The sequence below is a fragment of the Treponema putidum genome, assembly GCF_000755145.1.
In the GTDB taxonomy this organism is placed as follows: Bacteria; Spirochaetota; Spirochaetia; order Treponematales; family Treponemataceae; genus Treponema_B; species Treponema_B putidum.
The window spans coordinates 333,803-350,810 of sequence record NZ_CP009228.1; the positions used below are offsets into that span (position 1 = coordinate 333,803).

At 43.7% G+C, this 17,008-nt stretch carries 10 protein-coding genes and 1 pseudogene; 8 read left to right on the plus strand and 3 right to left on the minus strand.

The window, feature by feature from the left end; all coding sequences use genetic code 11:
* Positions 1–168: 168 nt before the first annotated feature.
* A complete protein-coding gene (locus tag JO40_RS12800; RefSeq protein WP_049992324.1) occupies positions 169–3,567 on the minus strand; it encodes a pectate lyase-like adhesive domain-containing protein in 3,399 nt (1,132 codons plus the stop codon).
* 607 nt (positions 3,568–4,174) lie between these two features.
* Here JO40_RS12800 and JO40_RS01470 point away from each other — a divergent pair.
* Positions 4,175–4,939, plus strand: a complete 765-nt coding sequence (locus JO40_RS01470) for an Rpn family recombination-promoting nuclease/putative transposase (protein WP_044977571.1) — start codon at positions 4,175–4,177, stop codon at positions 4,937–4,939.
* A 483-nt stretch (positions 4,940–5,422) separates the two neighbouring features.
* Here the strand turns inward: JO40_RS01470 and JO40_RS01475 are convergent, their stop codons facing one another.
* Entirely contained in the window at positions 5,423–6,211 is a 789-nt protein-coding gene (locus tag JO40_RS01475; RefSeq protein WP_044977572.1) for a leucine-rich repeat domain-containing protein, read from the minus strand.
* 99 nt (positions 6,212–6,310) lie between these two features.
* Positions 6,311–8,917, minus strand: coding sequence for a right-handed parallel beta-helix repeat-containing protein (locus tag JO40_RS01480; protein ID WP_049992325.1), 2,607 nt, complete (start codon positions 8,915–8,917; stop codon positions 6,311–6,313).
* A gap of 405 nt (positions 8,918–9,322) precedes the next feature.
* Here JO40_RS01480 and JO40_RS01485 point away from each other — a divergent pair, with 405 nt between their 5' ends.
* From JO40_RS01485 to dut, 7 genes and pseudogenes are all read left to right on the plus strand, one after another.
* Complete coding sequence (locus tag JO40_RS01485) at positions 9,323–10,228, plus strand: SPFH domain-containing protein (RefSeq protein ID WP_044979662.1); 906 nt, start codon at positions 9,323–9,325, stop codon at positions 10,226–10,228.
* Positions 10,229–10,237: 9 nt separating this feature from the next.
* Positions 10,238–11,040: pseudogene (locus tag JO40_RS01490) on the plus strand (uracil-DNA glycosylase).
* 13 nt (positions 11,041–11,053) lie between these two features.
* Positions 11,054–13,054 (plus strand): replication restart helicase PriA, encoded by a 2,001-nt coding sequence (priA, locus tag JO40_RS01495; protein WP_044977574.1) that lies wholly within the window; start codon positions 11,054–11,056, stop codon positions 13,052–13,054.
* Between the two features lie 88 nt (positions 13,055–13,142).
* A complete protein-coding gene (locus JO40_RS01500; protein ID WP_044979663.1) occupies positions 13,143–14,009 on the plus strand; it encodes an FAD synthetase family protein in 867 nt (288 codons plus the stop codon).
* A gap of 3 nt (positions 14,010–14,012) precedes the next feature.
* Positions 14,013–14,282 carry a 30S ribosomal protein S15 gene (rpsO, locus tag JO40_RS01505; protein ID WP_002671840.1) on the plus strand — a complete coding sequence of 90 codons (270 nt, stop codon included), beginning with the start codon at positions 14,013–14,015 and terminating at the stop codon, positions 14,280–14,282.
* A gap of 111 nt (positions 14,283–14,393) precedes the next feature.
* Positions 14,394–16,490, plus strand: a complete 2,097-nt coding sequence (pnp, locus tag JO40_RS01510) for a polyribonucleotide nucleotidyltransferase (RefSeq protein WP_044977575.1) — start codon at positions 14,394–14,396, stop codon at positions 16,488–16,490.
* A gap of 70 nt (positions 16,491–16,560) precedes the next feature.
* Entirely contained in the window at positions 16,561–16,995 is a 435-nt protein-coding gene (gene dut / locus JO40_RS01515) for a dUTP diphosphatase (protein ID WP_044977576.1), read from the plus strand.
* Positions 16,996–17,008 lie beyond the last annotated feature (13 nt).

The following is a 17,008-nucleotide window of genomic DNA, read 5'->3' on the forward strand; positions in this document are numbered from 1 at the left end:
CTAAAATGTATCTTTGTAAGACATTCTTTTATAATACTTTGCAGTTTTATTTTTAGAGTTGAAGCGGAAAGAGCTATTTGCACCGATTGCTTCAATAGCCATCTTTGCCGTACTCAAAACTTATCATTCGGCATTTAATCATCTGTCATTCCCATTCCTAATTCCTCCTTACCTTTGCTGCAAGTAACCTCGATTGTCAATCTCCCATTGTTGGTCGTCTTTCGGTGTTACGGTAAATTTGTTGTGTTCCGAGTTTAAAAGAGCGTCAGAGCCGGTAAGCACTTGCGTAGTCGACTGATAGTTGCCGGCCGGTACAGTAATGCGTCCTGCAATACCGTCTGCGGGGGTTAAAGTACCGACAATGGTTATTGTTTTACCGTTTGAAAGGTAAATCTCGTTGTCTGTATTTATTTTTGCGCTGCCTTTCATCTTTAAGGGGGGGAAGGTGGACGTAAAATCTGCAACAAACACGCCGCCGCCTTCTGTTCCACTGTTGCCGCTTATCTCTCCTCCGTTCATGGTAAATGTTCCATGGTTATATACAAACACGCCGCCGCCTTTTGAAGTTGATGTATTATTTTTTATTTCACCGCTTTCCATTGTAAACCTAGTAGTGTTTTTCATATACATGCCGCCGCCTTTTTTAGCCGTGTTTTCGGTAATGGTGCAGTTTGCTATATTGATGATGCTGCCGTCGCTCATAATTGCACCGCCGTAATCCATAGCCGTGTTTTCGGTAATGGTGCAGTTTGCTATATTGATGATGCTGGAGGTGGTCATAATTGCACCGCCATTCTTATAGCCATCTTCACACGCCATGCCGCCTTTAAGCGTCAGGTTTTCAAGGGTGAGCGATTTATTAGGGTCACTGATTTTCACTATAAAGATACGGTGTTTAGATTTGCCGTCTGTATCTTTGTTTGCGTTAAGAATATCTGTAGTTTTGCCCGTTTTACCCTGTATTGTAAGTTTTTTATTGATTAAGATTTCGCCGTTATTGCCGGCTAAATTTGTTGCCTTTATTTCGCCGCTTATAACGATAGTGTCGCCGTCATAGGCTGCTCCTACCGCTGTTTTTAGCTTTTTCCATGGATTTTCATCGGTGCCGGTTATAAGTATTCCAACCTTTTTAAGTTTTCCCTGATTATCTATTGTCCAGTCTATGGTATTTCCGTCTTCAGGTTCCGGCGTTACCTCGAATTTTTTGTAGTTTTGAGGATCGCCTGACATTATAGCTTCGTCCAGCACTTGTCTGCCTTCGTCGTAGGGTGACTCCGGTGTAATACAGGCTGCCGTGTCGGCGGAGGAAAATGCTTCGGTAAGGGTGATTTTTGCGCCTGATTTAAGATAGATGTCGTTTTTTGGAGACATTGTTGTAGAAACCGATGCCGATTTGTTCATGGTTAAACTTGCAGAAGCATCATTTTCAAGATAAATGCCCGATCCTTTACCTCCGCTTTCCGCTTGATTTTGTAGTATGCTTCCATTCATTATAAAAGCACCTTTCTTAATATAAACACCTGCTCCGTCTTTGCTTGAATTGTACTTTATTATTCCGCTCGTCATATTGAAAGTGCCGCCTGCCATATAAACGCCGCCGCCGGAACCGCCCACAGCTTTATTGCCGTCAGTTGACGCCTGTCCGCCTATAACAGAGTTATGTGTCATATTGAAAGTGCCGCCGTTCATATATATGCCTCCGCCTTTGACGGCTTTGCAGTCCGTAATAGTAACATTCTCTACCGTTATGGTACCGCCTCCGCAATAGATTGCACCTCCGCCATCGGGGTTGGGATAAGTACCGTCATTTTTACCTTTTTTGAGTGTGAGTTTTTTAAGAGTCAAGTCCCCGTTATGCCATACATCAAAAATCAAACATTTTTCATCGGCATCCAAGATATCGGTACTTTCATTTCCACCTTCTACGGTAACGGTTCTTTTTACCTGGATTTTAGTTGATCCGTTAGGAGCCTTTATTGTATCGCTTATGATAATAACCTGCACAGTGCTGTCTTCTACCGCTGATTTTAGATTTTGCCATGCATTGGGATCGGCGCCAGTTATGGTAACCTGACTTTGCTTAAACTTGACCTTTACGGTTGCAGGGGCGGTTACGTTGTTAAGAACGTATGTAATGTTTCCGGCTACCTGGGTGCCGTTTACAGTCCATTGTTCTACTTCCCAGCCTGCAGTGGGAGTTGCAGTAAAGGTTACGCTTTCGCCGTAGGGTACTTGAATAGGACTATCCGATGTTGGCGAATTTCCGCTTATTTGGGCGGTAAGGCTTCCGTTTCCGCCTTCTACGCTGAAGGTTACGGGGTACTGTTTGAGAACCTTATAATACTTCGTTGTAGTCGATGTCGGAGTATATCCTGTTCCGTCCGTGTAATATTCTATCTTGTAGAGCCTTTCGTTTCCGCCGTTTAAACCGAGAGGAGCTATAACGGGATTTGCGTCATACTGTGCTGTTGTGCTCGCTGCGATGTCCGTTACCGTGCAGTGAACGGCTGTTCCCGTACCGCTGTTCGCAATTTGTATCCGTGCTTCAGGCGTACCGGCAGTCCCTTTTATGATGACGGGGTCTGCAGCCGAAGTTCCGCTTCCCGTACCTTGTTCTCCGATTATTACGGAAATGGTTTCGGGCGGAGGTACGGGCATGGCGGTACCCGTTTCAAGCGTTTCGGAAACCAGTCCATGATTGTCCTTTAGGCTGATTGTGTAAGCTCGGTACGGCTTGCCGACTCCCAAGCCGGTATCGTAGTATAAAACCCAGCTGCCGGACGGAACGGAAGCCGCACCGCTTTCCGAAAGCTGTTTTACTGCCGAATACTCGATAAAGTGCGGATCGGCGGGTTTTACAAAGTTTCCGCCGCTTACCGTCAGCGGGTATAAAGTTCCGTTTATTTCGATTTGTGCAATGTCTTTGTGGAGAAGCCCGCCCGGAACCGCCAGGTCCATGTCGGGAATTTGCAGACACAAAACGTAGTTAGCCGGAGGCACTCTTGTCTCGGCAAGAACAGCGGACGGCTTGGGAGGAGGTGTGTTTACTTTAAGGTTAAACTTAAACTTTTTCTTGAATTTTCTGCCGTCTGTCGAAATAAGGGTAATTTCGGGACCTATGTCGGCAGTTCCCCATTCGTGCTTCTTCAAAAAGGACGATTTATATTTGAGCTTCAACTCCAGTTTGTCCGGTGTCTGCTCTAAAGTATAATCATCATCCGAGCCATGTGTCGGCTGCAGCGAAAGCCCCGGAAACCGGATAATTTTTTGCACATCTGATGGCGAAGATGTAGGAGACGGCATAACTAGGCTGAATTTTTTAGGATTGTGCAGTTTAATTGTAAGCGTTACATCCGAGAACGCTCCATCACAGTATGACGGAATATACTCTATGCCTCCAATTTTTTGAGTCGGCTTATCGATGCTGAAGTCGATAGGGACAACTACGCTAGACCAATAGTTTAAAAAATCTTCAGGGTCTTCTAAAAACTGTTTGCACCCTGTAAAAAACAGTGCGGCAGCCGGCACTGCCGCAATTATTGTTAAAATCTTTAAAAGTTTTTTCATAAGTTAACTCCTCTTTTAGGGGGAGAGAACACCCCGTTCCCTTACGGGCTTTTCAAGTCAGAGCAGGGTTGTACCCGCGCTGCCAAAGGGGACACCCCTTTGGAAACCCAGTATAAGATTTTGTGTTTTGGATTGTTCCAATCCGTAGTGCTATAAAAAACGCACAAAGACAAGAATTCGGTCTTGTGCGTGTGGTGTGAGAAAATTTGGTTGTGGGTGATTGTTTTATTTGGGCACAGGTACCCTTCAGCTGTGAAGCTGTGAAGCTGTGAAGCTGTGAAGCTGTGAAGCTGTGAAGCTGTGAAGCTGTGAAGCTGTGAAGCTGTGAATTTTGCACCGATCGAGGCTTTATGTCAAGTGCTTTGCACGGTGCTTTTGCAAAACTTTTTGCACTTTTTTTGTGAGAATTTTTGTATCTGCTATCGGTACACATTCCCTTCATTATAGTATAGTATAGCACGGTTCATTAAATATTTCAACCTTTTAGAAAAGATTTTAGAATTTTTTTTAATTTAACCGCAAGGGACGCAAAGATCTCGAATATTTTTTTATTAATTTACTATTTTTTTCAAATAAATCTTACAAATATAATGGAGAGGAGAAAAAAATGCTAAAAAAATTTGAAGATTTAACATTACAGGACGATTTTATGTTTTGTAAGGTCATGCAAAATTCGGATTTGTGTAAAAGGCTCATCGATATGATATTGTCCGATAAAATAGGTAAAATTGCATATATATCGGTACAGCATAGTATTAACACCAATGAACAAGCTAAATCCGTAAGGTTTGATGTTTTAGTGCAAACAGAAAACGGTAAATTCTACGATGTGGAAATGCAGGTAAGCAATGAGAAGAATATACCGAAACGAATGCGGTTCTACCAAGCGGCCATTGATATTTCGTTCTTGGATAAGGGGAATTTCTATAACGATTTAAATGACAGCTTTATAATTTTTATTTGCACTTTTGATGCTATCTGGAAAAATGAGCCTATTTATACCTTTGAAAATATCTGCATTGAAGATAAAAACATATCTTTACAAGATGGAACAAAAAAGGTTATAATAAATTCGGAGGCTTTTAAAAGTACAGAAGATAAGGATTTAAAAGAATTTTTAGAATACCTCAAAACAGGTAAGGCGAAAAGTGAATTCACAAGGAGGATAGAAGAAATGATACAAACAGTAAAACAAAATGAACAAGCAAGACAAGAATACAGGTTAATGTCTACTTTTGAGATGGACGCTAGGTATAAAGGTATTTATGAAACTAAGCGAGAAACAGCTAAAATATTAAAACAGTTGGGAGATTCGATACAAAAAATTATGCAGGTTACAGGCCTTCCAGAAGCAGAGATTGAAAAACTGTAAATTAGGGGAGGTACAGCCGGCAAAGCTTCGAGGCTAAGGCCCTTTTTCGGAAGAAAGGTGCTTGACCTCGAAACTTCGTTGGTTGTAGCCTCCCCTATAACCCCTCCTTTCTCCAAAATTCCGCTTATGGGCTGCGCCCCTAAGAACCCGCATTGTTATCAAATTTTTAGTTTAATCCAATTTATAAAAATATTTTTCTAATTTACTATTTTTTTCAAATAATTCCTACAAATATTATGGTATAAAGGTTTTTATGAAACTAAGAAATAAACAGCCAAACTTATGAAGCTAAAAAACTTTGATATAGCCCAGCTGCCCATTACCTTTCGAGGCACCTTCGATCCGCCCGATACGAGAAGCTCGCATAGAGCGGTACGAGAAACTCGAACAGGACGGCATTTGCCGCTGGGCAAGCCTACAGCTCAAAATCTGCTGGCAGATTTTGAGTCCGCCTCTAGGGACGGAGAGTAATTCCGCGGTTTATTAAAGCTCAACCCAATTCCCGATCCAGATTCCATTAACCTTATACATATACATCTTCCACTTCTTTACCGTTTTTGCATTATTAAAGGCCACTGCTAAATCCGGCGGAGCGGTAAAATCAGTATGGTTGTCGTCAGTAAAGCCGGGCATTTCGATATAAAGAACGCAATTTGCACGATCACTATTCGCCTGCTGCGGTAAATCATTAAAAAGCTTGGTAAAGGCTTCTGCATTAAGCCGATTGCCGTGGCACGCCAACTCTTTCAAAGCGGTTAAGTCCTGCACGTTAAGTTCGGTGAGCTGATTGAAATTACAGTACAGTTTTCGCAAAACAGTTAAGCCCTGCACGTCAAGAGCGGTTAGTTTATTGAAGCCGCATTTCAGCTCTTGCAAAGCGGTACAGCCCTGCACGTTAAGTTCGGTAAGCTGATTGTCCCAGCAGTCCAGCTTTTTGATATTGCCTTTGAGAATTACCAATCTGCCTTTTGCATGCAGCACGGTTTCGGTGCCGCTTGTAAGCGTTGTTTCTTCGCAGCCTTCAACTGTAACAGGGGTACCATCTGAGGTTGTTGCCTTAACTTCGATGTCGAGCTTATCGGGACTTAAGATGAGGGATGCTCCGCCTTCGACAAAGGGGGCTTCGGGCAGTGCCGTACTTCCGTCTGTTCCCGTACCGGGTTGCGCTGCATTCGAGCACGCGGCCATACCGAACAGCGCAATGAGCGCCAAAACTGAGGCTGTAACGATTGCCGCGGCTCCCTTCTTTTTGTGAGTTTTAAATTTTGTCATATATTCCTCCTCATCAAAGTTTTATCAATGGGTAATTTGTGATTAAGGCAATTACCAATTACCCATTATTGTTACTCCATTTTCAATTGACCGTAGTTGTCAGTTTTTCAGTTTGCCATTGGAATCGACATACCATTGTGTAAAACCATCCAGCGTTACCGTAAACTTATCATTATAATCCCCTACATCCGTACTGCCGTCCGACATCATTAGTACCGTTTCATCGGGGCTATAGCTCTTCGGAGTAATACAGGCAACCTTCGATTTTGTTATAGGATTATCTTTGTCAATTTCTATACTGACAAGCTCGCCGCCGTGAAGATTTTCTCCTAAATACACATCATTTCCGTCTTGCAGGGTACCGGCAACCCAGTTTCCGACACAGGCTTCGCCTCCCATGATAAAGTTAGCGTCTAGCATGGTCGGAGTGCCATCACCGCCTGCTACATAAACGCCTTTTCCCAGAGTGCTTGTATTATTCTCAATTGTGCCGCCATGCATCTTAAATGTACTGTTTGCATCCACATACACGCCGCCGCCTTCTTGAGCTGCCGTATTGCCGATCACCTTTCCCTTTGACATGGTAAAGGTACCGTGCAATACTGCGATGCCGCCGCCCCCGCCGGCCGCAGTGTTGTTGATGATTTTGCCGCTGCCGGAAAGCTCCAGGGTTCCGCCCTCATCGAGTGCAACGCCGCCGCCGTTTTTGGCGTTATTGGTTTTAATTTCGCCGCCTGTCATAGTGAATGTGCCACCGTCAATGTACACACCGCCGCCCGATCCATAGTAATTGCTGCCTTCCTTTCCTGCACCGTTTCCTTCTATGCTGCCGCCTATCATATTAAGCTTTCCCTTAAAACTACCGTATCCGTACACATACACGCCGCCGCCATTACCGACACCGCCTGTGGTCTTTGTCGCCATATTCAATTTTATCGAACCGCCTTTTATCACAAGGGTTCCAGTTGAATCGACGTAGATGCCGCCGCCGTTTCGTCCTTTGGCGGTATTACTTTCAATAGAGGCTATGTCGGAAAGCGTAAAAGTGCCCGAATGAGCGTATACGCCTCCTCCGCCGCTGTTTGCCTCATTGGTTTTTATTTCACCACCTGTCATCGTAAACGACGCACTATCATCAACATCTACGCCGCCGCCTGAAATGCTTGCCGTATTTGTCATAAGAGAACCGCTTTCCATACTTACCGAGCCTGATTCGCGAACGCAAATAGCTCCGCCATAGTCGGCTTCGTTTCTGCTTATAGTCGTAGTTTTAAGCGTAAGACTTCCGTTTTTCTGTATGCAGATACCGCCGCCTAGCATTGCTTTGTTGGCATTGGGTAAAGAACCGCCGATAGTGCCGCCGTATAAGGTCAGCTCGCCTTCTGAACAAATGCCGCCGCCGAATTTATCTGCCTTACAGTTTTTAATAGTGCAGTTTTTAAGTTTCGCCTTGCCTCCCTCTTTGACAAATATGCCGCCGCCGCATTTTTCCTCAAGTGGAGCAGTAGAAGCTCCTGTTGCCATACCGGCTGTGAGCGTAATGTTTTCAAGCATCAATTCTCCGCCGTTTTCAACGGTAAAGATACGATGTGCGGGTTTGCCGTCGGCGTTCTTATTGGCATTGAGTACGGGAGTTAAGCCGGCTCCTTTTATGGTAAGGCTTGTTGTTACACTGATTGCACCATTGTTGCCGAGATGCTTTGTTGCTGTAACATTACCCGTGACGGTTATAACGCCGCCGTCACTCGTTGCACTTTCGACGGCTTGTTTTAGATTTTTCCATGCATCAGTTGAAGAACCTCCGCTTGCGATATAGCCTAAGGTTTCCGCTTCTTTTGGTGCCGAAGAAAGGCCTTTTCTGTCAATCAGCCGGACTGTGTATTTTTGGGGGAGAGTGCTTTCCGTAAGTTTCGTACCGGTTTTAAAACAAACCTTCCAGATTCCTGAAGGGACAGGGTCAATAATCTGCAAAGCTGACGGCAAAAGTCCGTCAGCCGGGACTACAGCAAATCCGGGACTTCCTATGGGAAGCGGTATTGTCGTTGGTTCTCCGCCTTCTTTAGCAATGACAAGGCCTAAATCTTTGTGCAGCTTTCCGCCCGGTATGGTTGTATTCATAACCAAAGCATCCACCGTAAAGCACAAAACATAATGAGGATCCACCTCGTTCGTCTTTGCTATCGTTATATCGCCGATTTTAGGCGGCGGTGTGTTCGCTTCAATATTCAGGCTGAATTTTTTACTGAATTTTCTGCCGTCTGTAGAAATAAGGGTAATTTCGGGGCCTATGCCGCCGTTACTCCACTCGTGTGCTTTTAAAAAGCTTTCTTTATACGTAAGCTGCAGCGTGTCCGGTGCCGTCTTCGTTAAGGTGTAGTCCGTGCCGTGCTCCGGCTGCGTCGAAAGGCCGGGAAAATTGATAATCTTTCCCGCATCGGCGGAAGAGGTCGGCGTAACGAGAGTAAAGTTTTTGGGATTACGCAATTTAATTGTAAGCGTTACGTCATTTGCAGAGGGTATGCACAGCGCTCCGTCATTACTCTTTTGAGAGGACTCATTGATACTGAAGTTAATAGGTACAACTTCGCTAGACCAGTAGCTTAAAAATTCTTCCGGATCGTCAATAAATTGTTTACAAGTTGCCATTAATAAGGCGGCCGCCAATACTGCCGCAATTGTTGTTAAAATCTTTAAAAGTTTTTTCATAATTGTTTAACTCCTCATTAGGGGGAGGGATAAACCCCCGTTACCTTACGGGCTTTTCAAGTCAGAGCGGAGGTTATTACCTCGAAACATTGTATCTGCTATCGGTACGTTTGTCTGTCATTATGGTACAGTATAGCACTTTTCGCCGTAAATTACAACTTTTTTAAGAAAGTCTTTTTGTTTAACTTTTATTTAACCTCAAGGGGCTCAAAGCCTTTAGCTTACGCTCAACTTCACAATGATATGGACAAGGATGTCCATCCCTTAACCGCCATGGATGGCGGTGGTTCCATGCTCGCAAGTTTTAGCCGCAGGCTAAAACTTGAAGATGACAAATGTACAAGGATGTACATTTGTCATCGGCTACTTGAAAAATCGGGCTTCCTGTGCTATTATTCCTTTATTATGAAAAAAAGAACTTCATTTTTAATTTGGTTTTTTGTTTTGATTATCTTAGGCGGCACGGCCTTTTTTTTAGGGTGGATGCAGTTTTCCGTTCCTGCCGGCTCTTACGGTGTAATGCTTTCAAAGTCGGGAGGTTATCATGATAGGCTCATTATTCCGGGCGAGTTTATGTGGCGGTGGGAGAGGCTTGTTCCGACTAATTCAAAAATTCTTATCTTTAATTTAAAAGCCCAAGAAATCGAGTATAAAAATGAAGGAGCTCTTCCTTCCGCTGATAAATTCGGTTTGGTTATGGAACAAAAAAACGATTTCCGCTGGAAGTTTGCTCTAAAGATTTCGGCTTCCGTAAAGCCTGAAAGTTTAATAAGCCTTGTCAAAAACGGTTCGATAAAAACCCAAGGCGATTTGGACGATTTTATTAGGGCAAAAGTTGAGGAATCGGCTCAAAAAGCCGCAAACGAATTTATCGAGTATTTTTTATCCAACCCCGAAGAATATGAAAGGCTGAAATTTCAATATGCGGCCTTTAACGATAAAATATCTTCAGACCTAAAAAACAGGGAGAATACCGAAATTGAAATTGTTTCGGTTCAGCTTTCTTCCGATTTTCTTATTCCCGATTTAAAACTGTATACAACGATAAGAGATGTTTATTCGGAGTATGAAAAAGCAAGGAGCAAGGTCTTTACCGACCTTATGATTGAAGAAGGAAAATCAGCCGCCTCTTCAAAATTCCGAATGAACGATCTAAAAGAATGGGGCGAGCTTTTAAAGCAATATCCCCAGCTCATCGATTTTTTGGCCGTAGCTAGAAGCGATGCCAGCGAAACCCTCAAGGCCTTACGTGAACTTAAAGCTAAGATGAACAGCCCCCAGACTGGCGGTACTCAAGGCGGCGGGCAATAGTTTGTACCGATGAAAGCCGAAGAAAAAAAATATTATACACGTTTTTCCGCACAGCATCCGATTATTTATCCGGATTTAAAACGGATGAAGAATATCCCGATTTTGCCGATACTGTTCTCCCGGAGACGACTCTTTCCGAGTCGGCTATCTCCGAGACGGCTTTCTCCAAGCCGGAAGGAGCGGCCGGCTTAACAATTTCTTCAAGCGATGCAAAAAGCGGTTTTGAGAGCCTTGAAAAGGTCTATGCTCAAATTGCTTCCTGTAAGGCCTGCCGGCTATGCGAAAGACGACACAATACGGTTGCAGGCGAAGGGCCTTGCGAGTTTTCCAATTTCGGTAACAAGATAGAAGTAATGGTCATAGGCGAGGGGCCGGGTGCCGATGAGGATGCTCAAGGCCGTCCCTTTGTCGGCAAGGCCGGACAGCTTTTAGATAAAATGCTCGCCGCCATCGAATTATACCGCACCCATAATTGCTATATCACAAATGTGGTAAAATGCAGGCCGCCCAATAACCGCGACCCTCTGCCCGATGAAACTGCTGCGTGCAGAGACTTTTTAAATGCTCAAATTGCCTTGATAAGGCCTAAGGCGATTCTTGTAGTCGGGCGAGTAGCTCTTCAAAACCTCTTGGAAACTCAAGAAGGCATAGGCAAGATGCACGGCAAGTTTTTTGAATACCAAAACATTCCGCTGATGGCGACCTATCACCCCAGTGCCCTTTTGAGAGATGTCAATCTAAAACGCCCTGCATGGGAAGACTTAAAACTCTTCCGTTCCCGCCTCAACGAATTGCCTCAACAAATTGATTGACTAGGCGGTACCTATGGCAAAATGGCTGACCCTTACCTTTAATCTTCCCCTTTATCAAAACTTTACCTACAAAAACATAGAAGAAGACGGCGGAAGCCTTGTGGGAAAAAGAGCTTCGGTTCAGCTCGGCTCAAGAAATTTGATAGGCTTCATAATAGAAGAATCCGATGCGTTTCCTAAAGACAGCCCTGTGGGCGAAGATAAAATAAAGCCGATTAAGCGGGTGGTCGACAAGGAAACAATTTTCGGGCAGGCACAAATAGAACTTGCCTCTTGGATTTCGCACTTTTATATTTGCAGCTTCGGCGAAGCTCTTTCCGCAATTCTTCCTTCGGGAAAAAGAGAAGTTTCTTTTGAAAACTTAAAATGGGGAGCCGAATTTGAAGATAAGAATTTTTCTCTTTCCGACGAACAAAAAGATGCCGTCGAAAAAATCGTAAGCTCAAACAAAAAAGAATTCTTTTATTTATACGGCTTAACCGGTTCAGGGAAGACGGAAGTTTTTTTAAAGGCCGCCGAAAAGATAATTGCTCAAGGCAAGGCCGTCATCTACCTTGTTCCCGAAATAGGGCTTACCCATCAGGTTATAAGTGCGGCAGTGAAACGCTTCGGCTCTCAGGCTGCCGTTTTGCACTCGGGCCTTACGGGAAGCGAAAGGCTCAACCAATGGATGAGGATAAGGCGGGGAGAAGCCCTTATGATTGTCGGGGCGAGGAGTGCCGTCTTTGCTCCTGCCGAAAACATAGGCCTTATCATAATCGATGAAGAACATGATGCTTCCTATAAGTCGGGCTCCGTGCCCCGCTACCACGCCCGCCAAACTGCGATGTACTTGGCCGTCAAGCATAATTGCCCCGTGGTAATGGGCTCTGCAACTCCATCGCTTGAAGCGTGGAATATGATTCAAAACAAAAAAATCAAACTCCTTTCTCTTTCAAAAAGACTTGCGGGCGGAAGCCTCCCTCAAATCGAAATAGAAAATATTTCCGGCTTAAAGGGTGCACTGAGCGACAGGCTCATAAGCGAAATACGCAAAACCAAAAATGAAGGAAAACAAACAATTCTTTTTTTGAACAGGCGGGGCTTTTCCCATATTTTTCGATGCCGTTCTTGCGGCTATGAGATGCTTTGCAAAAACTGTTCCGTGCCTATGACCTTTCATAAAAGTGAAAATGTAATGAAGTGCCACTATTGCGGAATGCAGGCAAGGCCGCCTTCTCTTTGCCCCGAATGTAATTCCCTCGATATAGGCTATGCCGGTGTAGGTACGGAATTTATAGAAGAAGAAGTTTCCCGCTCCTTCCCCGACTGTACCGTTGCGAGGGTGGACACCGACACCGTTTCCAAAAAGAATAGTCTTGAAAACCGCTTAAAAGATTTTAAGGAGGGGAAAATAGATATCCTACTCGGAACGCAGATGATAGCAAAGGGCTTGAATTTTCCTAAAGTAAGGCTGGTCGGAATTATCCTTGCAGACACGGGGCTTCAAATGCCCGACTTTAGAGCTGCCGAAAGGAGTTTTGCTCTTATTACTCAGGCAGCCGGAAGGGCGGGACGGTTCAGCGAGGACGGGCTTGTAATTATTCAAACCCTAAAGCCTAACCATCCTTCGATTGTTTGTGCAAAAAATCACGAGTACGAAAAGTTTTATGAGTATGAACTCGGGCAAAGAAAGCTCTTGGATTTTCCGCCCTTTAAGCGTCTGATTCGTTTGGTCTTTAGAAGCAAGGACTTAAAAAAAGCCGAGCTTGCTGCGGAAGGTGCAGTAAACATTCTAAAATATATTCTGTCTTCCCAAAAAAATTCCGATATTTCTCCTCAAGACGAAACCGAAATAATGGGACCTTCGGAATGTGTTCTATCGATGATAGCCGGAAATCACCGCCAACAGATTTTGCTCCGCTCTTCAAATTTCCCTCTAATCCAAAATGCCGCCTCCCGTTTTGTAAAAGAATATAAACCGATGACAGGCATCTACATTGAAGTCGATACCGATCCGGTCAATCTTATGTAAGATGTTTTATAATCAATGCATCCTCTGTTACCCCTCCTCCCTCCGCTTGAAACAAAATAGAAAAAAAGATATAATCGGTTCTGTAATAATGGATGATTTTAAGATAATTTCGTGGGATGCTCTTGTTGAAACTGCTCAACCTGTTGCAGCAGGTTCATATTTTTTCCCCGATGGAAAAGAAACAGCAATTAGTGTGGGAGGCTTTGACGGCCCCCATAAAGGCCATGATAAGCTTTTAAGACAGGTTTTAAACTATGCAGCCGAAAATGCCCTTGTTCCGGGGCTTGTAACTTTTTTCCGCTCTCCGGCAGCAGTAAAAAATAAGGCTTATTCGGGAGATGTTTCATCTCTCAGGCTAAGATTAAAAAAGTTTCAGGAATTAGGTTTTCATTTCATTGTACTTATTGACTTTTCCGCAAGTTTTGCTAAAATAGAGGGAACTGCGTTCTTTGATATTCTTATAAAGACTATCCGTATGAAGTATTTGGCTGTAGGCAGCGATTTTTTCTGCGGATATCGCCGAGGATTGGGGGCGGCTGATTTAAAAAAAATAGCCCCTCAGAAAGGCTTTTGCTTTGATTCCATTGATCCCGTAAACATAAGCGGCTCCCTTAAGGTAAGCTCAAGTGCTATAAGAGAAGCTGTAAGTTTAGGGGATTTTTCCCTTGCAAAAGAGCTTTTGGGTTATCCTTTTTTATTTGATTTCGTAAGTTTGCCGTGGGAGGTAAAGGACAAAAACAGTATTTTTGCTCCTAGGGCATATATAACGCAGATTCTTCCGCAAAGCGGAAAATATAGGGTCTTGGTTCAAAAAACAAACAGACAAGAACAAGAAGCTCATTGCCTTATAAATGATGACGGGCTGCTCTTGTGTTTTCCTGAAAAGGATTTAAAAGGTTTTGACCTAAAAGACCTTAATAACTTTGACACTATAGAATTTATTTGTAAGGAGTAAGTAATGGCAGTTACTAAAGAACAAAAAGCATCGATTGTAAAGAAATTCGGTGCAAGCGAAAAGGACACAGGCGATGTAAAGGTGCAAATTGCCTTATTGACCGAAAAAATTAACCAGTTGACAAATCACTGCAAAGATCATCCTAAAGATGCAGGCAGCCGAAGAGGTTTAATCAGCATGGTAGGTCATAGGCGCAGTTTGCTTAAATATTACCGCCGAACGGACATTGAAGGTTATAGAACTATTCTTAAAGAACTTAACCTTAGAAAGTAGTTTGATAAGGTGCAAGGACGGAAGACTTGAATTCTTGTCTTTGTACCTTTATCTTTATTTATTGAATTTTAAAATTGGTGTAATTTTAAAGAAATTTTCAAAGAGAAGAAGATGAGAAAAAGAGTAACTTATAAAATCGGCGAACATGATTTAATTTTAGAAACCGGTCATTTGGCAAAACAGGCCAACGGTTCTATTTATGCGGAATATGCCGGTTCCGCAATTTTAGCTACAATCTGTGCCTCGGGACAGGCTCAGGAAGGTTTAGACTATGTCCCCCTAACGGTTGATTATAACGAAAAATATTATGCAGCCGGAAAAATTCCCGGAGGCTTTATAAAAAGGGAGGGAAGACCCAAGGATAAGGAAATCCTTGTTTCCCGCCTTATAGACAGGCCTATGCGCCCCTTGTTTAACAAAGAATTCGGACGTGAAATTCAGCTTGTTCCTACCTGCATTTCAACGGATATGATAAATCCGCCCGACATCCTTGCAGTTATCGCAAGCTCTGCAGCCGTTCATATTTCGGATATTCCCTTTGATGGCCCCGTTGCAGCTGCCCGTGTTGCCTATAAAAACGGCGAATACATTATAAACCCGACATTTGACCAAATCGAAACGGCCGATATGGAAATTGTAGTTGCCGGAACAAAAGAGGGCATTACGATGGTCGAGGGCGGCGCTAACGAAGTTTCCGAAGAGGTCATGCTTACGGCCTTGGAAAAAGCTCATGAAATGATCAAGGCTCTTTGCAAGATACAGGAAGACTTGCGCGAACTTGCCGGAAAAGAAAAACTTCCCCTCGTTCCCCTTGAAGCCGAGCTTGAAAATAAACAGGCAATTTATGATGAAGCCTTCCCCCGTTTAAGCAAAACCCTCTATCTTTCAACAAAGATGGAAAGGCGCGACGAATCCGATAAGGTAAAAAAAGAATTGGCCGAAAAATATACCGAACAGCTTGAAGATGAAATTCAGCTTAAACTTTTTAATGCCCTCTTTGAAGAGATGGAGTATAATATTTTAAGGACCAATATCTTGGACAAGGGCCTACGTGTTGACGGAAGAGGCACTAAGGACATTCGTCCCATAACCTGCGAAATCGGAGTCCTTCCCCGTCCCCACGGTTCGGCTGTCTTTACACGGGGCGAAACTCAGTCCTTGGGTGTCGTAACGATAGGAACAGTCTTTGACGAACAAATATATGATGACATCGAGGGCGACAGAAGAGAAAACTTTATCCTTCACTATAACTTTCCGCCATTCTCGGTAGGAGAGGTCGGAAGGCTCGGAACCGGTCGAAGGGAAATCGGGCACGGAAACCTTGCTCACCGCTCCCTTTATCCGATGGTTCCTAAGAGGGAAAAATTCCCCTATACGGTCCGTGTCGTTTCAGAGGTCTTGGAATCAAACGGTTCTTCTTCGATGGCTACAGTATGTTCCGGAACCCTTTCCATGCTTCATGCAGGCGTTCCTATGAAAAAGCCGGTTGCCGGTATTGCCATGGGACTTATCACCGAAGGAAATGACCGTTATGCTATTCTTTCAGATATTCTGGGAGAAGAAGATCACTTAGGCGATATGGACTTTAAGGTTGCAGGAACTGCCGACGGTATTACCGGTTTTCAGATGGACATAAAGATTGCAGGCGTTTCTCCTGAAATTATGAAAAATGCTCTTGCACAGGCTAAAGAAGGAAGAATGCACATCCTAGGCATAATGAATCAGTGTATTTCTTCTCCCAATGCAGAACTTTCCAAATATGCGCCAAGGGTTGAGATGATGAGTATACCCGAAGACAAGATAGGCGCCCTAATCGGCCCCGGCGGAAAGAATGTAAAAGCTATTTCCGACAAATATAATGTAACAATCAATACCGAAAATGACGGTACCGTAACCATTTACGGCAAGGACGGAACTTCGGATATTAAAGGTGCAAAACTCATCGTTAAAGGAATTACAAGTGATCCCGAAGTAGGAATGATTTATGACGGAACGGTAAAAAAGATTATGGACTTCGGTGCCTTCGTCGAAATCCTTCCCGGAAAAGAAGGCCTTTGTCATATCTCAAAACTTTCACGCTCCAGAGTCGAAAAGGTTTCGGATGTGCTTAAAGAAGGACAGGAAATACCTGTAAAGCTTTTAGAAATTGATAAACTCGGAAGGCTAAACCTTTCTTATATAGATGCTCTTGAAGAGCGTTCCAAATAAAAAAAGCATTGAGCCGATTGCTCGGCCCATGCTTTTAAATTTTGCGCATGGTGATTTTAGGAGATTGTAAATGGAAGTTTTTACAAAGTTAAAAGAAGGTGCCGTTTTACCGGAATACAAAACAAGCGGTTCGGCCGGAGCCGATTTGCGGGCACTTATCGAAAAACCCATTATCTTAAAACCCATGCAAAGATGTTTAATTCCTACGGGACTCTCGGCTGAGCTGCCTAAAGGAATTGAGCTTCAAGTGCGCCCCCGTTCGGGACTTGCCCTAAAACACGGTATTACCGTCTTAAACACTCCCGGCACCGTAGATTCGGACTATCGCGGAGAGCTCGCAGTTCTTTTAATAAATCTCGGAAATGAAGATTTTAAAATCGAAAACGGAGACCGCATTGCCCAAGCCGTTATTGCCCAAGCTATTCAGGCTGATTTTGTTCAAAAAGATGAATTATCCAATACCGAACGCGGAGCAGGGGGCTACGGTTCTACTGGAATAGAATGATTAAAAAGAGTAT

Bases quoted from the DNA above. Each gene is read 5' to 3' on its own strand.
- JO40_RS01480 (WP_049992325.1), bottom strand. From the start codon at position 8,917: ATGAAAAAACTTTTAAAGATTTTAACAACAATTGCGGCAGTATTGGCG.
- JO40_RS12800 (WP_049992324.1), bottom strand. From the start codon at position 3,567: ATGAAAAAACTTTTAAAGATTTTAACAATAATTGCGGCAGTGCCGGCT.
- JO40_RS01470 (WP_044977571.1), top strand. From the start codon at position 4,175: ATGCTAAAAAAATTTGAAGATTTAACATTACAGGACGATTTTATGTTT.
- dut (WP_044977576.1), top strand. From the start codon at position 16,561: ATGGAAGTTTTTACAAAGTTAAAAGAAGGTGCCGTTTTACCGGAATAC.
- priA (WP_044977574.1), top strand. From the start codon at position 11,054: ATGGCAAAATGGCTGACCCTTACCTTTAATCTTCCCCTTTATCAAAAC.
- JO40_RS01500 (WP_044979663.1), top strand. From the start codon at position 13,143: ATGGATGATTTTAAGATAATTTCGTGGGATGCTCTTGTTGAAACTGCT.
- rpsO (WP_002671840.1), top strand. From the start codon at position 14,013: ATGGCAGTTACTAAAGAACAAAAAGCATCGATTGTAAAGAAATTCGGT.
- JO40_RS01475 (WP_044977572.1), bottom strand. From the start codon at position 6,211: ATGACAAAATTTAAAACTCACAAAAAGAAGGGAGCCGCGGCAATCGTT.
- pnp (WP_044977575.1), top strand. From the start codon at position 14,394: ATGAGAAAAAGAGTAACTTATAAAATCGGCGAACATGATTTAATTTTA.
- JO40_RS01485 (WP_044979662.1), top strand. From the start codon at position 9,323: ATGAAAAAAAGAACTTCATTTTTAATTTGGTTTTTTGTTTTGATTATC.